Source organism: Vibrio sp. PID23_8 (genome assembly GCF_003584965.1).
Classification (GTDB): domain Bacteria; phylum Pseudomonadota; class Gammaproteobacteria; order Enterobacterales; family Vibrionaceae; genus Vibrio.
In genome coordinates this window covers 389,940-405,419 of record NZ_LIXE01000003.1, presented here as the reverse complement: position 1 = coordinate 405,419, position 15,480 = coordinate 389,940, and the positions used below count along the sequence as shown (strand labels likewise).

Annotated in this window: 16 protein-coding genes; 9 read left to right on the top strand and 7 right to left on the bottom strand. The window is 45.0% G+C overall.

All coding sequences use genetic code 11. The annotated features are described in order from the left end of the window. The first annotated feature begins 44 nt into the window (after positions 1–44). On the top strand, positions 45–437 hold the full coding sequence (locus AK966_RS08460; RefSeq protein WP_099080782.1) for a nuclear transport factor 2 family protein: 393 nt from the start codon (positions 45–47) through the stop codon (positions 435–437). A gap of 149 nt (positions 438–586) precedes the next feature. Next, positions 587–1,183: a hypothetical protein gene (locus tag AK966_RS08455; RefSeq protein ID WP_119463943.1), complete on the top strand. Its 597-nt coding sequence runs from the start codon at positions 587–589 to the stop codon at positions 1,181–1,183. A gap of 244 nt (positions 1,184–1,427) precedes the next feature. On the opposite strand, the gene AK966_RS08450 is transcribed toward AK966_RS08455, so the two are convergent. Continuing rightward, positions 1,428–2,246: an N-acetylmuramoyl-L-alanine amidase gene (locus AK966_RS08450; RefSeq protein ID WP_119463942.1), complete on the bottom strand. Its 819-nt coding sequence runs from the start codon at positions 2,244–2,246 to the stop codon at positions 1,428–1,430. A 369-nt stretch (positions 2,247–2,615) separates the two neighbouring features. Here AK966_RS08450 and artP point away from each other — a divergent pair, with 369 nt between their 5' ends. From artP to artM, 4 genes are all read left to right on the top strand, one after another. Further along, on the top strand, positions 2,616–3,344 hold the full coding sequence (gene artP, locus AK966_RS08445) for an arginine ABC transporter ATP-binding protein ArtP (RefSeq protein ID WP_119463987.1): 729 nt from the start codon (positions 2,616–2,618) through the stop codon (positions 3,342–3,344). 78 nt (positions 3,345–3,422) lie between these two features. Next, complete coding sequence (locus tag AK966_RS08440) at positions 3,423–4,166, top strand: arginine ABC transporter substrate-binding protein (RefSeq protein WP_119463941.1); 744 nt, start codon at positions 3,423–3,425, stop codon at positions 4,164–4,166. Position 4,167: 1 nt separating this feature from the next. Further along, positions 4,168–4,857, top strand: coding sequence for an arginine ABC transporter permease ArtQ (gene artQ, locus AK966_RS08435; RefSeq protein ID WP_099080786.1), 690 nt, complete (start codon positions 4,168–4,170; stop codon positions 4,855–4,857). Further along, the gene (artM, locus tag AK966_RS08430) at positions 4,854–5,522 is read left to right on the top strand and encodes an arginine ABC transporter permease ArtM (protein WP_099080787.1); all 669 of its coding nucleotides are present in this window, start codon (positions 4,854–4,856) and stop codon (positions 5,520–5,522) included. The genes artQ and artM overlap by 4 nt, the downstream gene beginning before the upstream one ends. Before the next feature lie 148 nt (positions 5,523–5,670). On the opposite strand, the gene AK966_RS08425 is transcribed toward artM, so the two are convergent. Further along, complete coding sequence (locus tag AK966_RS08425) at positions 5,671–5,982, bottom strand: hypothetical protein (protein WP_099080788.1); 312 nt, start codon at positions 5,980–5,982, stop codon at positions 5,671–5,673. 336 nt (positions 5,983–6,318) lie between these two features. Between AK966_RS08425 and AK966_RS08420 the strand changes: the two genes are divergently transcribed. Continuing rightward, the gene (locus tag AK966_RS08420; RefSeq protein WP_119463940.1) at positions 6,319–6,510 is read left to right on the top strand and encodes a hypothetical protein; all 192 of its coding nucleotides are present in this window, start codon (positions 6,319–6,321) and stop codon (positions 6,508–6,510) included. Between the two features lie 153 nt (positions 6,511–6,663). On the opposite strand, the gene AK966_RS08415 is transcribed toward AK966_RS08420, so the two are convergent. Then, positions 6,664–7,140 (bottom strand): DUF1456 family protein, encoded by a 477-nt coding sequence (locus AK966_RS08415; RefSeq protein ID WP_099080790.1) that lies wholly within the window; start codon positions 7,138–7,140, stop codon positions 6,664–6,666. Positions 7,141–7,317: 177 nt separating this feature from the next. Continuing rightward, on the bottom strand, positions 7,318–8,979 hold the full coding sequence (locus tag AK966_RS08410) for an electron transfer flavoprotein-ubiquinone oxidoreductase (protein WP_099080791.1): 1,662 nt from the start codon (positions 8,977–8,979) through the stop codon (positions 7,318–7,320). Between the two features lie 269 nt (positions 8,980–9,248). On the opposite strand from AK966_RS08410, the gene AK966_RS08405 reads away from it, so the two are divergent. Both AK966_RS08405 and AK966_RS08400 read left to right on the top strand, forming a co-directional pair. After that, on the top strand, positions 9,249–9,998 hold the full coding sequence (locus AK966_RS08405; RefSeq protein ID WP_099080792.1) for an electron transfer flavoprotein subunit beta/FixA family protein: 750 nt from the start codon (positions 9,249–9,251) through the stop codon (positions 9,996–9,998). Positions 9,999–10,010: 12 nt separating this feature from the next. Further along, positions 10,011–10,976: an electron transfer flavoprotein subunit alpha/FixB family protein gene (locus tag AK966_RS08400; protein WP_119463939.1), complete on the top strand. Its 966-nt coding sequence runs from the start codon at positions 10,011–10,013 to the stop codon at positions 10,974–10,976. 862 nt (positions 10,977–11,838) lie between these two features. On the opposite strand, the gene AK966_RS08395 is transcribed toward AK966_RS08400, so the two are convergent. The 3 genes from AK966_RS08395 to pdhA are packed head-to-tail and all read right to left on the bottom strand — an operon-like array spanning position 11,839 to position 15,048. After that, complete coding sequence (locus tag AK966_RS08395) at positions 11,839–12,981, bottom strand: dihydrolipoamide acetyltransferase family protein (RefSeq protein ID WP_182852626.1); 1,143 nt, start codon at positions 12,979–12,981, stop codon at positions 11,839–11,841. After that, positions 12,978–13,961, bottom strand: a complete 984-nt coding sequence (locus AK966_RS08390) for an alpha-ketoacid dehydrogenase subunit beta (protein WP_119463937.1) — start codon at positions 13,959–13,961, stop codon at positions 12,978–12,980. The genes AK966_RS08395 and AK966_RS08390 overlap by 4 nt, the downstream gene beginning before the upstream one ends. Further along, entirely contained in the window at positions 13,954–15,048 is a 1,095-nt protein-coding gene (pdhA, locus tag AK966_RS08385) for a pyruvate dehydrogenase (acetyl-transferring) E1 component subunit alpha (RefSeq protein WP_099081060.1), read from the bottom strand. The genes AK966_RS08390 and pdhA overlap by 8 nt, the downstream gene beginning before the upstream one ends. Between the last annotated feature and the right edge of the window lie 432 nt (positions 15,049–15,480).

Here is a 15,480-nt window from a genome sequence, read left to right as displayed (position 1 = left end):
ACTAAGGTGGGTTGTCTGCGCTGAGACCGAAACAGGAGAACACCATGAACACGATGCAAATCGACACGGAAGAGAACAAACGGAGCGCGATTGCGTTCTACGAGATGGCCTATCGAGGGAATCCGAGAAAAGCCGTTGAACTGTTTGTTGGTGATGAATATATTCAGCACAACCCTTTAGTCGGTAATGGTACATTACCATTTATTGAATATTTCGAACGCATGCAAAACGAGTATCCAAATAAAGATATTACCTTTGTTCGTGCCGTTTCCGAAGGAAATTTAGTTGCGCTACATACTCATCAGACATGGCCAGATAATGTGGAATACGTAACGATGGATTTCTTTCGCTTTGATCTTAATGGAAAAATTGTCGAGCACTGGGACGCGCTACAAGAAATCCCCAAAGAGACGCTAAACGGTAATACGATGTATTAAACCTGATAATTTCATTGTGTTTTCTTTGATATTGGGTAAATAGGTAGAATTAATCGATAATACTGTTCTGAGTAACATAATGAATCGTAAAACATCAATATGTGCTAGTATTTAAATTAATATTAATGGCTTCGTTAGAGTAGGTTCTCATGAGGAAGTTCATAGCAGAAAATTTTGATTTAATATTGCTCCTGTCTTTTACTTTTCTCTTAGGAATTGTCATTGGCTTTTCAATCCAGTCTAGGAATGATGGTTTGTTTGTTGATTTCGAAGTCGGGGAAAGCCGATTCGCAATTGGCAAAAATAATAAAAACTTACTTATCCTAGACTTGGGGTCGTTAAGTAGTTCGTCTGCAAAACAAATATCTTCCGAGATAGAGAAGTTGCCGGCGACGGAGAACCCACTGAGTTTAGAAATGAGGATCATGGTAAGAGAAGCCAAAGGCCCTTTTGAGCCGATTGAAAGTACCGTCACGTTAAGGTTAACTGATAGTCCTTTTGGTGATGGTGGCGTGGTTTGTCCTGATTCACCCATATTAAACCATGCGGTTCTTGCTGCGCCTCCGGAACAATATCAAACAAAGGAATTGCGAGCATTTAAAGCGTTTTCGCATAAACTAATTTGTACAGAAGACAATGTCAGTGATATGTGGGTAAGCAGGAAATTTGTTGAATCATGGCTAGGTGAAGATGTAAGTAAAGATACTATAGTTGTTACCGCATACTTAATTCCATCGAGTCTATAAAGGAACATGACATGAGAATTATTATTCTATTTGGACTGTTATTTTCATCCTCGATATATGCTGATTGTATATATAATGGGACCTCCTATCCTACAGGAACCGTAATAGGAGGACTTGTTTGTAAAGAAGACGGAACGTGGGGGAAGAAAGAAGACGATTGAAAAATTACCGTGCTCAAAAGGAATGATATCGATGCCGAAAGCGTAAACCCGTCAATGGTATTCACTAGGATCGATCTGGTACTTCAATTAGCACGGGTTATATATCGGTTATGTACCCAACCCACGATATCCATTTCGTCATTAACCGTGTCTAAAACATCCACTCGACGCCATACGTTATGATGTTCCAAAACCGATAGACGTGTTCCTTTTGGAAGAGGGGACACATCTTCAAATTTTTCGTACTCGGTGCCAGGGCCAAGACGAATGTTGAGAGCCGTTGTGGTTTTGAACATTTCCTCTTCATCGTCACTATTACGCCCATCGAGCAAACTCTGAAAGGTGGACATCGGAAATGCAGGACCAGGATCGTTTTTCCTTGTCGGCGCGATATCTTTATGCCCAATGATTTCCTCTAATTCATAGTGACGAACTAACGTAAGCGAGACGTCTCGCGCCACTTCCAATTGTTGTTCTGTATAAACATGCCAGCCTGAACCGTTTGAATCTACCAATACTTCGTTATCTGGAACTGGGCGACCCCAGGTTGTACGCCAGTTACCAGCCGAGCCTTGAAGTAAACCAGGATTATCAAGTTCAATACCAATCGAATGGCTATTGAGACCTTTGACTCCTTTCCACTGACTCCTTCCGGCATGCCACGCTTTTCGGTTGAATGCGACCAGTTGTGTAATCGCACCATCACGGCCGATAACAAGATGAGCGGATGCTTTCGCTAAGGGATTGGTTAACCAGCTGATCGAACTTTCTGCGCTTGAGCCTGCGGTATAGTGCATGACTAAATATCGAGGTTGAATGGCACCGCTACTTTGATTCGGACTTCTTTTGAAAGGAACTTGTGAGTCGTCAGTTCTGAAAAGTTTGTGCGCTTTTATTTTCATTTGATGCCTCCTAAATTGGATAGGCAGTCGAGAGAATTGCGATTGCTTCGCGGTGGGGATACGGGATACCGAGCTTTATCCATCGCCGCCTCAGTTATGTCTAAAGTTCATACAAACTATAGCCGTAAGATGCTTCTGCTGCGTAATTCTAAAGGACAAAAGTCCTGTGGGGCTTGTGTCCGAGTACTAAGTCGATTGATGCCACCCAAATACGGATAAAACCACACTCATTGCACCAGTCAGATGCTCTGCTGTGCTGGTTGATAATTATAAAAAAATTAGCAATATAAATTCTTATACATTTTTATTGCATAAAAAATCTTTCTTGATAGTATAAGTGGAAAGTGACAATTAATGCAGTATGTCAGCATGAGTATTCAAGTTAAAAGCATCAATAAATCTTACGGAAATACACAAGTCCTTCACGATGTCAGTTTTAATTGTGAAAGTGGTGAAACGCTTGTGTTACTTGGCCCAAGTGGGGCAGGGAAAAGTTCTCTGTTGCGCGTCCTTAACCTGCTTGAAGGGGCGGATAACGGCCAGTTAAACATTGCGAGTGATGCATTCGATTTCTCAATTGAGATTAAAGAGAAGCAAGGCCTTGAGCTTCGTCGTAAAGTCGGCATGGTATTTCAACAGTACAACCTGTGGCCGCACCTGACCGTGATGGAGAACCTGATTGAGGCTCCAGTGAAGGTCGCTGGTATGAATAAAGACGAAGCAAAGCAACAGGCGATGCAAGTGCTGGCAACCCTTCACTTGGCGGATAAAGCAGACGCCTGGCCGATGCAACTCTCTGGCGGACAGCAGCAACGTGTAGCCATTGCACGAGCGCTAATGATGAAGCCAGAAGTGTTGCTTTTTGATGAGCCTACCGCAGCACTAGACCCTGAGATTACCAATCAAGTCGTTAAAATTATAAAAGATTTGAGCGAAACGGGTATTACTCAAGTCGTGGTCACACACGAAGTGGATTTCGCCAAGAAAATCGCCAGCCATGTTCTATACCTAGAAAAAGGACATATTGTAGAGCACGGCACGCACGACGCATTTATTCATCCGCAAACCACACAGTTTGCTGATTATCTAAAACACTAAAACAACATTAAGTTAAGAGCAGTCAAACACGGCTGTCATTGCGAGTGTCAGCCCAAGACGTACACACGGAGTATTGCAATGAAAAAGATTCTACTAGCGTCACTAATTGGTCTTGTTTCTGTAAACGTAGCAGCGAATGCAGCAGCACAAGAAGAGATCAAATTCGCGATGGAAGCGACGTACGCGCCATTCGAATACATGGATGAAAACAACCAAATTCAAGGTTTCGATGTCGATCTGGCGAACGAACTATGTAAAGAAATGGAAGCAAAATGTAGCTTTCATAACCAAGCTTTTGACAGCCTGATCCCGGCATTAAAATTCAAACGTTATGACGCAGCAATCTCTGCAATGGACATTACTGAAGCGCGTCTTGAGCAAGTGAACTTTTCAAATGCGTATTACGACAACTCAGCAGCGTTTGTTTCTATTCAGGATAAAGTCGCTGACCAAAAAGCGCTAGAAGGTAAACGTGTTGGTGTCCAAAATGGCTCCACGCACCAGAGCTACCTCATTGATCAAATGCCGGGTGTGACTGCGGTGCCTTATTCAAGCTACCAAGATGCATTCATCGATATGAAGAACGGTCGTATTGATTCTGTCTTTGGTGACACTGCGGTAGTAGCTGAGTGGTTCAAGAAAGAAGACAACCTCGCGTACGTAGGTGAGCACGTAACAAACCCTAAATACTTTGGTAACGGCTTTGGTATCGCAGTGAATAAAGGTAATGACGAGCTAGTGAATAAGCTAAACACCGCATTGAAAACGGTGAAAGCGAACGGCCAATACGACGTCATCTATAATAAGTACTTCGGTAAATAATATGGCACTAACGGGTTACTCTTTAACGCTTGTTCAAGCTAGTTGGATGACTGTCCAGCTTGCATTCACAAGCCTTTTCGTCGGTTTGATTCTGGCAGTGGTGTTCGCCAGTGGTGAAATGTCTCGTCGCGTATTTGTGAAATGGCCAACAACGGCGTTTGTAACGATTGTACGCGGCTTGCCAGAAATCCTTGTCGTGTTGTTCATCTATTTTGGTTCGACGCAGGTTTTATTTCTGATCACCGGAGACTTTATTGAGGTTAGCCCGTTCTTGTCTGGTGTTGTGGCGCTGTCGTTAATCTTCGCTTCGTACGCTTCTCAAACCTTACGTGGCGCGTTAAAAGCGGTCAGTAGAGGGCAGAGAGAAGCCGCAAGTGCACTTGGCATCAGCCAATTTCATGCATTCGTGCGTATTGTTTTGCCCCAAGCGGTAAGACACGCATTACCAGGCTTAACTAACCAATGGTTGGTTTTGCTAAAAGACACGGCGTTAGTATCACTTATCGGTGTGACCGATTTGCTGAAACAAGCTCAGCTTACCTCAGCAGCGACGCATGAAGCATTTACATGGTACGCGACAGCTGCTGCAATTTACTTAGGCATTACTTTGATGACGCAACGGGCTGTGAAGTTGATTGATAAGAAGTTTTCAATCCAAGGTATGAGCATGGGGCAGGAGGTGACGGCATGAACGAACAGCACGTTTGGCAAATGCTCGATGGCTTAGGTACAAGCCTTCAATTGACCGCGGTTTCTTTAGTCGTGGGCTGCATCCTAGCGCTGATGATGACGTTGACGCTGATCCTTCGTACACCGGGTTTACATTGGATAAGCCGAGGCATTATCACCTTGTTTACAGGTACGCCTTTATTGGTTCAGATCTTCTTGGTGTACTACGGACCGGGTCAGTTTGATGCAGTAAGAGAAAGCGTTTTTTGGATTTGGTTAAGTCAACCTTGGTTTTGTGCAATGTTAGCGTTAGCATTGAATACCGCGGCATACAGTACACAACTGTTTAAAGGGGCGTTTAATGCGATACCGTCTGGTCAGTGGCAAGCGTGTCGCGCATTGGGTATGAATAAAACGGCAACGCTGAAAGTGCTTCTTCCTTATGCGATTCGCCGTTCCGTTCCTGCTTATTCGAATGAAGTGATTTTGGTATTTAAAGGAACATCACTTGCGAGCACCATTACGATCATGGATTTGATGGGTTATGCCCAGCGTATTAACGCGCAAACTTACGACACGTTAGCGGTCTTTGGTATTGCGGGTGCATTCTACTTAACAGTGAATGGCGTTCTGACGTTGATTTTTCGCCAAGTTGAGAAAAAGGCGTTGGCGTTCGAAGTCGCATAAAGCCAGCATTAAAACTCGGCTTTGATATTCTCCTGCGAATGATCCTTCGCAGGGGCATTATTTTATAGGGGATAGGGTCAAACTTCGCTCATTGGTTTGTTAAACCAGTATTTGGCATCAGCTCAGTTTTGAAAGCTCTGGGCAATTTTTATTCCGTAATCAGAATACTTGCAAGGTTTTCATTACCATTTAAAGTTAAGAAAATTTTTAAGGCGATAAGGTAGTCATTTTCACTCACCATGACTTCTTTGTAAGAGCCGTCCCAATAGTTAATGTTAACCATACCGTCGGGAATATACTGGCTCTCAATAATACGATCATACTCATCTAAATCTTCTGGATATGTCACACCAGAATAACCGTTGTCGCTACAAAAGCCATGACGTTTTAAGGCAAACTCGACGAGTTGTTCTTTACTAGGAAAAGATTGAGAGAATAAGTCATTATAGATTTCTTTCATTTTTTTCCTGTGGCATCTCAATAACAAAATCGCCGTATGCTAAAAATGCTATGTGCAGGCTCACTCTTAACTCATTTACTGGTTGGCTTTGTAAGTAAGCATTACAATCATATACTGAATACAAAATGAGCAAATCAACATTTTGGGCAGATTGTCACAAAATTAATGTTAACACATAATTAAATTGCGGCGGAAATCTCGCAAGTATAGATATGAGCTATAAATTAATGATTGTCTTTTATTACATCATTTTTGCCTATTTTATAGGCGATTGATTCTATCGCAGCCACACTTTATGTTAAGGCGTATCTGCAATCATATTAATCGGGGGTTACTATGGAAAGAATACTCACTTCAGCAATGGAAATTAAGAAACGAACTCAGGTTACCAGTTTATTTGCGGGCAATGGATTCAAAATAGTCATGACAGATTTTGATAGAATGACGTTTGAACGCGCGAATACTAAGGTGAACATTCGTTACGATTTGTCTTCGAATGTTGAGTCGATTCATATATTACAAAAATAAATACGATGAATTTAGCGGGTTAGTCAGGTTGAAATATCCAAGCAAACGCCTATTAGGTGTGAGCAACCCAATATCTAAGCCTCTGGAAACCACCTTAAACGCAACGCATGGTAAAAATACCATGCGTTGCCAATCACTTTAAACCGTTTGTTCTTATTCTGATTCGTTACCATTTGGGCGCAACTGAAGCTGAAGCCCTAATAAGAAGTTACGAAGAACTTGGTCTTTGCATTCTCTATAATGTTTGTTATCCGGTTTGCGGAAGAACGCACTGAGTTCATGCTTACTTAAACGAAAATCCGCAAGTTGCAGAACCTCAAGAATATCTTCTGCTTTTAGGTTCAAAGCAATACGCAACTTTTGGAATACGATATTATTACTTAACTTCTCTTCTGGTTTAGGTTGTTCACCTTCACGTTTACCACGTTTAAAATTGATAAAACCGTTTAGAAATATTGCCAATTCAGTATCACTAAGTTTCACAAAAGATTCGTCTTCTTCTTTCTTGAGCCAACTAGTGACTTGGTCAACGGTCACATCAAGATTGGCTAAAGAGAAGATTTCAGTCATTGCATTGTCTTTTAAATCAAATGTATAACGTACACGGCGTAAAATATCATTATTGGTCAAAATAGTTCCTAGTTTTAGGTAAATCCAGTGCTATCAACGTGATTACTGGAAGACTTGAATTTTATCAGACTTACCGTCTACTCCCTACCAATTGTGCAATTTAGCGAAATCATAACGCCTTATTTCTTACCGCTAGAAACGCACGTATAAGAGAACTATCTCTTGCACGCTTAGACACTACATATTCCGATAACTAGGGCCACCACCACCTTCTGGGGCTTTCCATGTGATATTTTGAGATGGATCTTTAATGTCGCAGGTTTTGCAATGCACGCAGTTTGCCGCATTGATTTGAAATTTAGGCTTGCCATCAATCTCAATGACTTCATACACACCTGCCGGGCAGTAATGCTGGCTAGGTTCGCCAAATTTCTCTAGATGCACATCAATTGGGATGTGAGGGTAGGTGAGATGTAAGTGGCATGGTTGATTTTCTTCATGCAGTGTACCAGATAAAAACACTGAGGAGGGTTTATCGAAGCTAAGTACACCATCGGGTTTTTGATACTCGATAGGTTGACAATCTTGAAGTGGTTTTAGCTGTTCATGATCAAGAGACGGATCGGTGACCGTCCATGGTAACGGCTTTTTAACCAGTGGTTGCCATAAGTTATGTTCAACGGTTGAAAGGGCACCACCAAGTATACTACCGAATTTATGAATGTTTGCGCCAAAGTTACGAGTATCATTTAGCTCTTCATACAGCCATGAATATTTAAATAAGCGCTGATAGTCTGGTTCTTGTTTTGATTGAGCCATCGCTTCGACAATGGCTTCTGCTGCGAGTAAACCGGATTTCATTGCAGTATGGCTGCCTTTTATCTTTGCCACATTTAACGTGCCGGCATCGCAGCCGATCAGCACACCGCCTGGAAATTGTTGTTTCGGTAGCGAAGAAAGTCCACCTTTGGCGATGGCCCTCGCGCCATAAGCAATGCGCTGCGCGCCTTGTAGATGTTGTGCAATAGCAGGGTGATGTTTAAAGCGTTGAAATTCATCAAATGGGCTAAGGTATGGATTACGATAGTTCAAATCCACGATTAGCCCGACGGCGATTTGATTGTTCTCCATATGGTAAAGAAAGCCGCCACCAGTGGTATCAGATTCACTTAGCGGCCAACCAGCGGAATGAATCACGCTACCGGATTGAGCTTTTGACTCTACAGGTCGCTCCCATATCTCTTTTAATCCAAGTGCGTAGTGTTGCGGCTGTGTGTCACTATCTAAGCCGAATCTTTGAATCAACGATTTGCCCAAGTGGCCACGGCAGCCCTCTGCAAATACCGTATATTGGGCTTTAAGTTCGATACCGGCTTCAAAGTTGGGTTTTGGTTCGCCATTTTTGTTTAATCCCATATCGCTGGTGGTGATGCCAGTGACACTACCGGAAGCATCATAGTTGATGCTCGATGCCGCAAACCCAGGAAAGATCTCGACGCCGAGTGATTCCGCTTGCTCTGCTAGCCAACGACACAAGTTTGCCAAGCTGATGACGTAATTGCTTTCATTATTCTGCATCGGATTTGGCGTAAGAAAGTGGGGAACGCGAATATGGTTAAGCTCGGTTGTGAGGTACAAGAAGGCATCATTAATAACAGACGCAGAAAGCGGGGCACCCATGTTTTGCCAATCAGGAAAAAGTTCATCCAATGCTCGGGTTTCAAATACTGCACCCGATAAGATATGTGCGCCGACTTCGGCGCCTTTTTCTACCACGCAAATGGACAGCGGTTCGTTTTCACTCTCTTGATTTAACTGAGCTAACCGACAAGCGGCACTGAGCCCTGCAGGACCTGCCCCGACGATAACCACATCAAACTCCATGCATTCTCTTTCCATGCCTATGTGTCCTTTATATAAATCAGTCTTTGCTCATCAACCCGTATAAAGAACTATAGTCCAGTTGACGTAAACGTAAACTAAACTAAGCTCAAATGGTGATGTTATCGTGTGTGTTCAATGCTTTTAGTGACATTGTCACTCAGTGATGGGCCAATCGAAATGAACAGGGAATTCATTGAGTATGAGCGGCTTTCATCACTCTATCTACCACACATGATTAAGTCGCTAGGATGCGATTTGTGTTGGGCGATCTGCTAGGAGGGAGTATGAAAGTATTGGTTGCAATTAAACGTGTCATTGACCCTTACGTTAAAGTAAGAGTGAAATCTGACGGCTCTGGCGTGGAAACCAACAACGTGAAGATGACGATGAACCCATTTTGTGAAATCGCCGTGGAAGAAGCCGTCAGGCTTAAAGAAGCCGGCGTAGCAGAAGATGTGCTGGTGGTTTCGATTGGTGCGTCAAGTTGTCAGGAGCAGTTACGTTCTGCGTTAGCGTTAGGGGCCGATCGTGCGATTCATATTGATGTTGAACAATCCCCAGAGCCCCTTGTGGTTGCCAAACTCCTAAAAGCGGTCATGGAGCAAGAACACGTGCAGTTAGTTTTGCTCGGCAAACAGTCTATTGATACAGACAATAACCAAGTAGCGCAAATGCTGGCAGCATTGACGCAACGGCCGCAAGGGACATTTGCATCAGAACTGAAAGTGGAAGGGGAAGCGATTTTGGTTACGCGAGAGATTGATGGTGGCTTAGAAACGTTGAAGTTGACGTTGCCCGCGATAGTGAGCACCGATTTGCGTTTGAATGAACCTCGCTATGCTTCTCTGCCCAACATCATGAAAGCGAAGAAAAAGCCGCTATCAGTCATGACTCCGGAGTTCTTTGGTGTGAGTGTCGAGAGCTCGCAAGAAGTACTTGAAGTTATGTCACCTCCAGTGCGTAAAGCTGGTGAGATTGTAGGCAGCGTGAATGAGTTAATTGACAAACTTAAGAACGAAGCGAAAGTGATGTAAGGAGGCATGACGATGGAAACTAAGCAGTTAGCAACCTTGGTTGTTGTCGAGCACGATAATCAATCGCTTTCAGTGGATACGCTAAAAGCATTCAATGCGACTTCTAAAATCACCGATGATGGTGCAACGCTTCCGGTTAGCGCTTTACTGATAGGGCATCAATGCAGTGCAGTACTGGATGCTTTGAAACGTGTACAGGGCGTCTCACAAATCATCGTGATTGATGCAGCAGAGTATCAGCATCCGTTGGCTGAAAATCTGTCTGCATTGATAGCGGAAGTCGGTAAAGCCTATTCTCATATTCTTGCCCCTGCGAGTACATTTGGTAAAAATCTTCTGCCACGTGTCGCAGCGTTGCTTGATGTTGGTCAGCTATCTGATGTGGTGGCGATAGAGTCTCTAGATACGGTCATTCGCCCGATATATGCGGGCAATGCGTTAGCCAGAGTGCGCTCGAATGATGCAATTAAAATCATGACAGTTCGAAGCTCGGCTTTTGATTTGGTGGTAATGTCTGATTCTCCAGTGGTTGAGAATGTCATAACATTAGAGACGACGATAGTCGCTGAACACAGTGAGTTTATTTCTCAGCAAAAAGTGAAAAGCGCAAGACCAGAATTACCTGCAGCGAGTGTGGTGGTCTCTGGCGGTCGCGGGTTGGGTTGCAAAGAGAACTTCGCGTTGGTCGAGCAGCTCGCAGATAAACTCGGTGGTGCCATTGGTGCATCTCGTGCTGCGGTGGATGCAGGTTTTGTCTCAAACGACTTGCAGGTAGGTCAAACCGGTAAAATTGTCGCGCCCCAGTTGTATATTGCGATTGGTATTTCCGGGGCGATTCAACATCTAGCGGGGATGAAAGACTCGAAAGTGATTGTCGCAATCAACAGCGATCCAGATGCGCCAATTTTCCAAGTTGCAGACTATGGTTTGGTTGGTGATCTGTTTGAGATCATGCCGGAGCTTTTGGAGAAGGTTTAGACACACACCTTTATGTTCGTCATTCTGAACAGCGAGGAACGAGCGTGACTCAGAATCTGTTATCAAAATGCGCTGCGGGTTCATTGCTATGAAAGCCCTTCAGTGCACTTTGCCAATTAGATTCCTAGTCGCGCTTAGGCTTGCTGGAATGACGTGCTAAAATTTCCTAACGAGAATCAGATTCTTAAGGCGCTTTTTGTTGAGTGCATACCAGACAGCGTCATTCCTTAGAACGAAGAATGAACGAGCAGGAAATCTCTTTCCTGCTCACTACTTTAAGTCGTCAATTCTGAACAGCGAGGAACGAGCGTGATTCAGAATCTGTTATCAAAGTGCGCTGCGGGTTCATTGCTATGAAAGCCCTTCAGTGCACTTTGCCAATCAGATTCCTAGTCGCGCTTAGGCTTGCTGGAATGACGCGCTAAAATTTCCTAACGAGAATCAGATTCTTAAGGCGCTTTTTGTTGAGTGCATACCAGACAGCGTCATTCCTTAGAATGAAGAACGAACGAGCAGGAAATCTCTTTCCTGCTCACTACTTTAAGTCGTCATTCTGAACAGCGAGGAACGAGCGTGACTCAGAATCTGTTATCAAAATGCGCTGCGGGTTCATTGCTATGAAAGCCCTTCAGTGCTCTTTGCCCTCAGATTCCTAGTCGCGCTTAGGCTTGTTGGAATGATGCGCTATAAGTTTTTCAAATAATCAGAGTCTTAAGATTCTTTTCAGCGAGTACAAACCTAACCGCGTTATTCCCTATAGCGAAGAATGAGTGAGTGGGTAATCTCTCTTTAACGCGAAAGTAACCCTCACAATAAAAGGGCTTCCAACTGGAAGCCCTTGCTGATTACTGGTGATCATTCGCTAGGAACTCGGCTTTCTCAAGTGCGCAGCTAGTACTTTAGTAAACCTCGCAGCCTCACCACCGGTACATGCGCGGTGGTCAAAGGTAATCGACAGTGGTATCGCCTTAACCGCTACGGCATGTCCATCTCGAATCACCACTTTCTCAATGATTCGACCTGCACCCACAATCGCGACTTGTGGAGGCGTGACTACGGGTGTTGCGTAAATGCCTGCAATTGCGCCAAAGTTTGAAAGCGTAATAGTCGCATGTTGCAACTGCTCGCGGCCAATTTTTCTGCCACGAATACCTTGTACAGTTTGGTCTAGCCAACGGCGTATCTCTTGTGGCTCATACTCATCAGCGTGTCGAAGAACAGGCACGTACAAACCGTGTCGGCTGTCTACGGCAATACCAATGTTGACAGTACAGTGGACACAGCGCGTCATGGTTTCTGCGTCAAACCAGGCATTCATGGCGGGCTCTTCCTGACAAGCATGAACGATGGCTTGTACCAAACGGATACTGATATCTTCACCTTCTTTCCAGCCATCTAACACGGCTTCTTCGGTGATGGTAACGGCCGCGACGTTTTGATGAGATTCCGCCATGGTCGAAACCATCGTCCGGCGTGCACCTTTCAGCACTTCGGTCCCTGGGCGTTGTTTGCCAGCTTCGTCGTAGATATCGGAATCGACAATCAAGCCATCAGGCCCACTGCCTGTGACCATGGCAAGATCTACGCCCAGTTTCTTAGCTAGTAAGCGAGCAGAGGGAAGAGCGGTGATCAGGTTGTCTGGTGATGGGTTATGTTCGCCGCCAATCCAGAAGTCATCCACATTCACGCTGTGCGCATGTTGGGATACATTACCCACCACAGTTGCTGCATCAGCAGTTTGTTTTTGCTCGGAGACTGTTTGTTCTGCGCCGGTTTCATCGATTTCCAGAAGCAGAGCACCAATGTTAATTATGTCGCCTTCTTCCCCGTGACGACTCACAATTCTGCCGCTGTATGGGGCAGGCACATCAACGGTCGCTTTGGCGGTTTCTACGGTGAGTACAACTTGGTCGAGTTGGACCATATCGCCAACATCAATGTGCCATTTTACGATTTCTGATTCAGCGAGACCCTCGCCGAGATCAGGTAAATTAAACGTCTTCATTTCCAATCCTCCACGAGTTCGCGTGCGGCCAGCACAATGTCTTCCTCTTGAATCATGTAGTAATCTTCGTTGCGGTAGTACGGCATAATGGTATCCATGCCAGTGACGCGTTTTGGTGGCGCTTTAAGCAAGCACATCGCATGCTCAGCGGTTTGAGCTAAAAGCTCAGCGCCGACACCGCAGGTTTTACTCGCTTCGTGCACCACAAGCAGGCGTCCTGTTTTCTCTAATGAGCGGAAGATGGTCGCGGTATCAATCGGTTTGATGCTGGCCAAATCAATCACTTCCACTTCAATACCTTGATTTGATAGTGTTTGAGACGCTTGTAGTGATTCCACCACGCACGCGCCCCAAGTCACTAATGTGATGTCGCGACCTTTGCGTAAGGTAAAGCAAGTATCCAGAGGTAACGCTTCGCCGTTATCAATTACTTGCGATTTTACGGTGCGATAGATGCGTTTCGGTTCGAAGAACATCACCGGATCATTGCTACGAATCGCGGCAAGCAGTAGCCCGTATGCACGTTGAGGAGAAGACGGAATCACCACCTTGAAACCAGCGGTGTGGGCGAACAGTGCTTCGACACTTTCTGAATGATGCTCTGGCGCGTGGATCCCACCACCAAACGGCGCACGGAACACCGCAGGGCAGGTGAGTCGTCCTCGAGTTCGGTTACGTATTCGCGCGGCGTGACACATCAAATGCTCCAATGCGGGGAAGACAAAGCCTTGGAACTGGAATTCTGCAATAGGGCGTAATCCTTGCGTTGCCATACCGACCGTTACGCCACCAATTAGGGCTTCGGCAAGGGGGGTGTCGATAACACGTTTAAGGCCGTATTTTTGTTTTAGCCCAACGGTCGCACGGAATACACCGCCGTTATCACCTACGTCTTCACCGAGGACGACTACATGAGGGTCGCGTTCCATTTCATGATGCAGCGCGAGGTTCACCGCTTCAACTAACGTGAGTTCAGCCATGTTTTCCTCCCTGCATACGCATTGCTTTGTTGATCAGTTCATCCCTTTGCGCGTGAAGCTCTTGTGGAAGAGATTCGTAAAGGAAATCAAAGCCCGTTTCTGGTGCCTGATTTGGCATCTTGAGATAGCGTTCGACCGCAAGTTCAACTTGCTCTTTACAGTGCTCTTGCCACTGTTGCTCTTGCTCGTTGTTCCAAGCGCCTTGGTTAGTGAGGAAGACTTTGAGGCGACGAACTGGTTCGTATTGCCATGCGGTTTGGACTTCATCCTCGTTACGATAGCGAGTAGCGTCGTCTGCTGTAGTGTGGTCGCTTAAACGGTAGCTGATCGCTTCAATAAGCGTCGCGCCTTTGCCTTTTCTGGCTCGGTCGAGGGCATTCATTGTCGCATCGAATACGGCAACAACATCGTTACCATCGACAGTAATACCGGGTATACCAGCTCCTTTGGCTTTTTCTGATAAAAACTCAGCGGCGCATTGCAAACTACGCGGGACGGATATTGCCCATTGGTTATTGTTCACCATAAACACCAATGGAATATTCCAGATACCAGCACAGTTAATGGATTCAAGAAAGTCGCCTTTGGAAGTCGCACCGTCACCACACATGACTAAAGCAGCGTCGTGATTACCGTGGATCTTCAATGCTGAAGCGACTCCGACAGCATGGGTGCACTGTGTTGCGATAGGAACGCAGAAAGGTAAATCTCGGCTAGGTATCGGGCTACCTTCTGGGGTAAAAACACTGCCTCGCTCATCACCTCCCCAGTATTGCAGGTTTTTTTCCATACCAATGCCACGACACCACAATGCAGGCATGTCGCGATAATAAGGGATAAACACATCGCTGGTTTTTAGTGCTCTGCCCACCGCAATCCCAATGGCTTCTGAGCCGAGGTGCGAAGGGTAGGTGCCCAGTTTACCAGTGCGTTGCAAGGCAACGGCTTTGTTATCGTAGGTGCGAGTTAATACCATATCTTGATAGAACCCGACCAAGGTTTTTAAGTCAGCCCAATTGGGTAGTTGGCTAACGAGATTCCCATCATGGTCGATAAACCGATGCATGGGTAATGCCTGAACGTTCATCTCAAGCTCCTTTTGACGCTGCGGGTCTTTTGGACTGCAGCTGCTCATTGTTAAATCAAAGCCAATATGAGTACTCAAGCATTGATATCAGCGCAAAAGGCTATACCTAGGGTTAGTGTTCTAATAGTACGCACTTATACCAATGCTGCGTTTAACGAACTTGTGCTTTGGAAAACGCAATGCGTTACTTATTACTGCTGTTTACACCGCCTAATCCAGTAATGATTCTTGGTATAACCAGATACAGTAAGTGTAAACAAAATGTTAATTTATGCTTTAATCCGGGCTGAGCCCAACAGTAAAGTTTTGCTTACACCGTGAGTTGGTAGGCTAATGCACTGGTTTTTAGCGTTATACGTTTTCTAAATTGAATGGAATCACTGAGTTTGACAGGAATGTTGCAACAAAATTGCCTACTCAAATCGAAGCGTT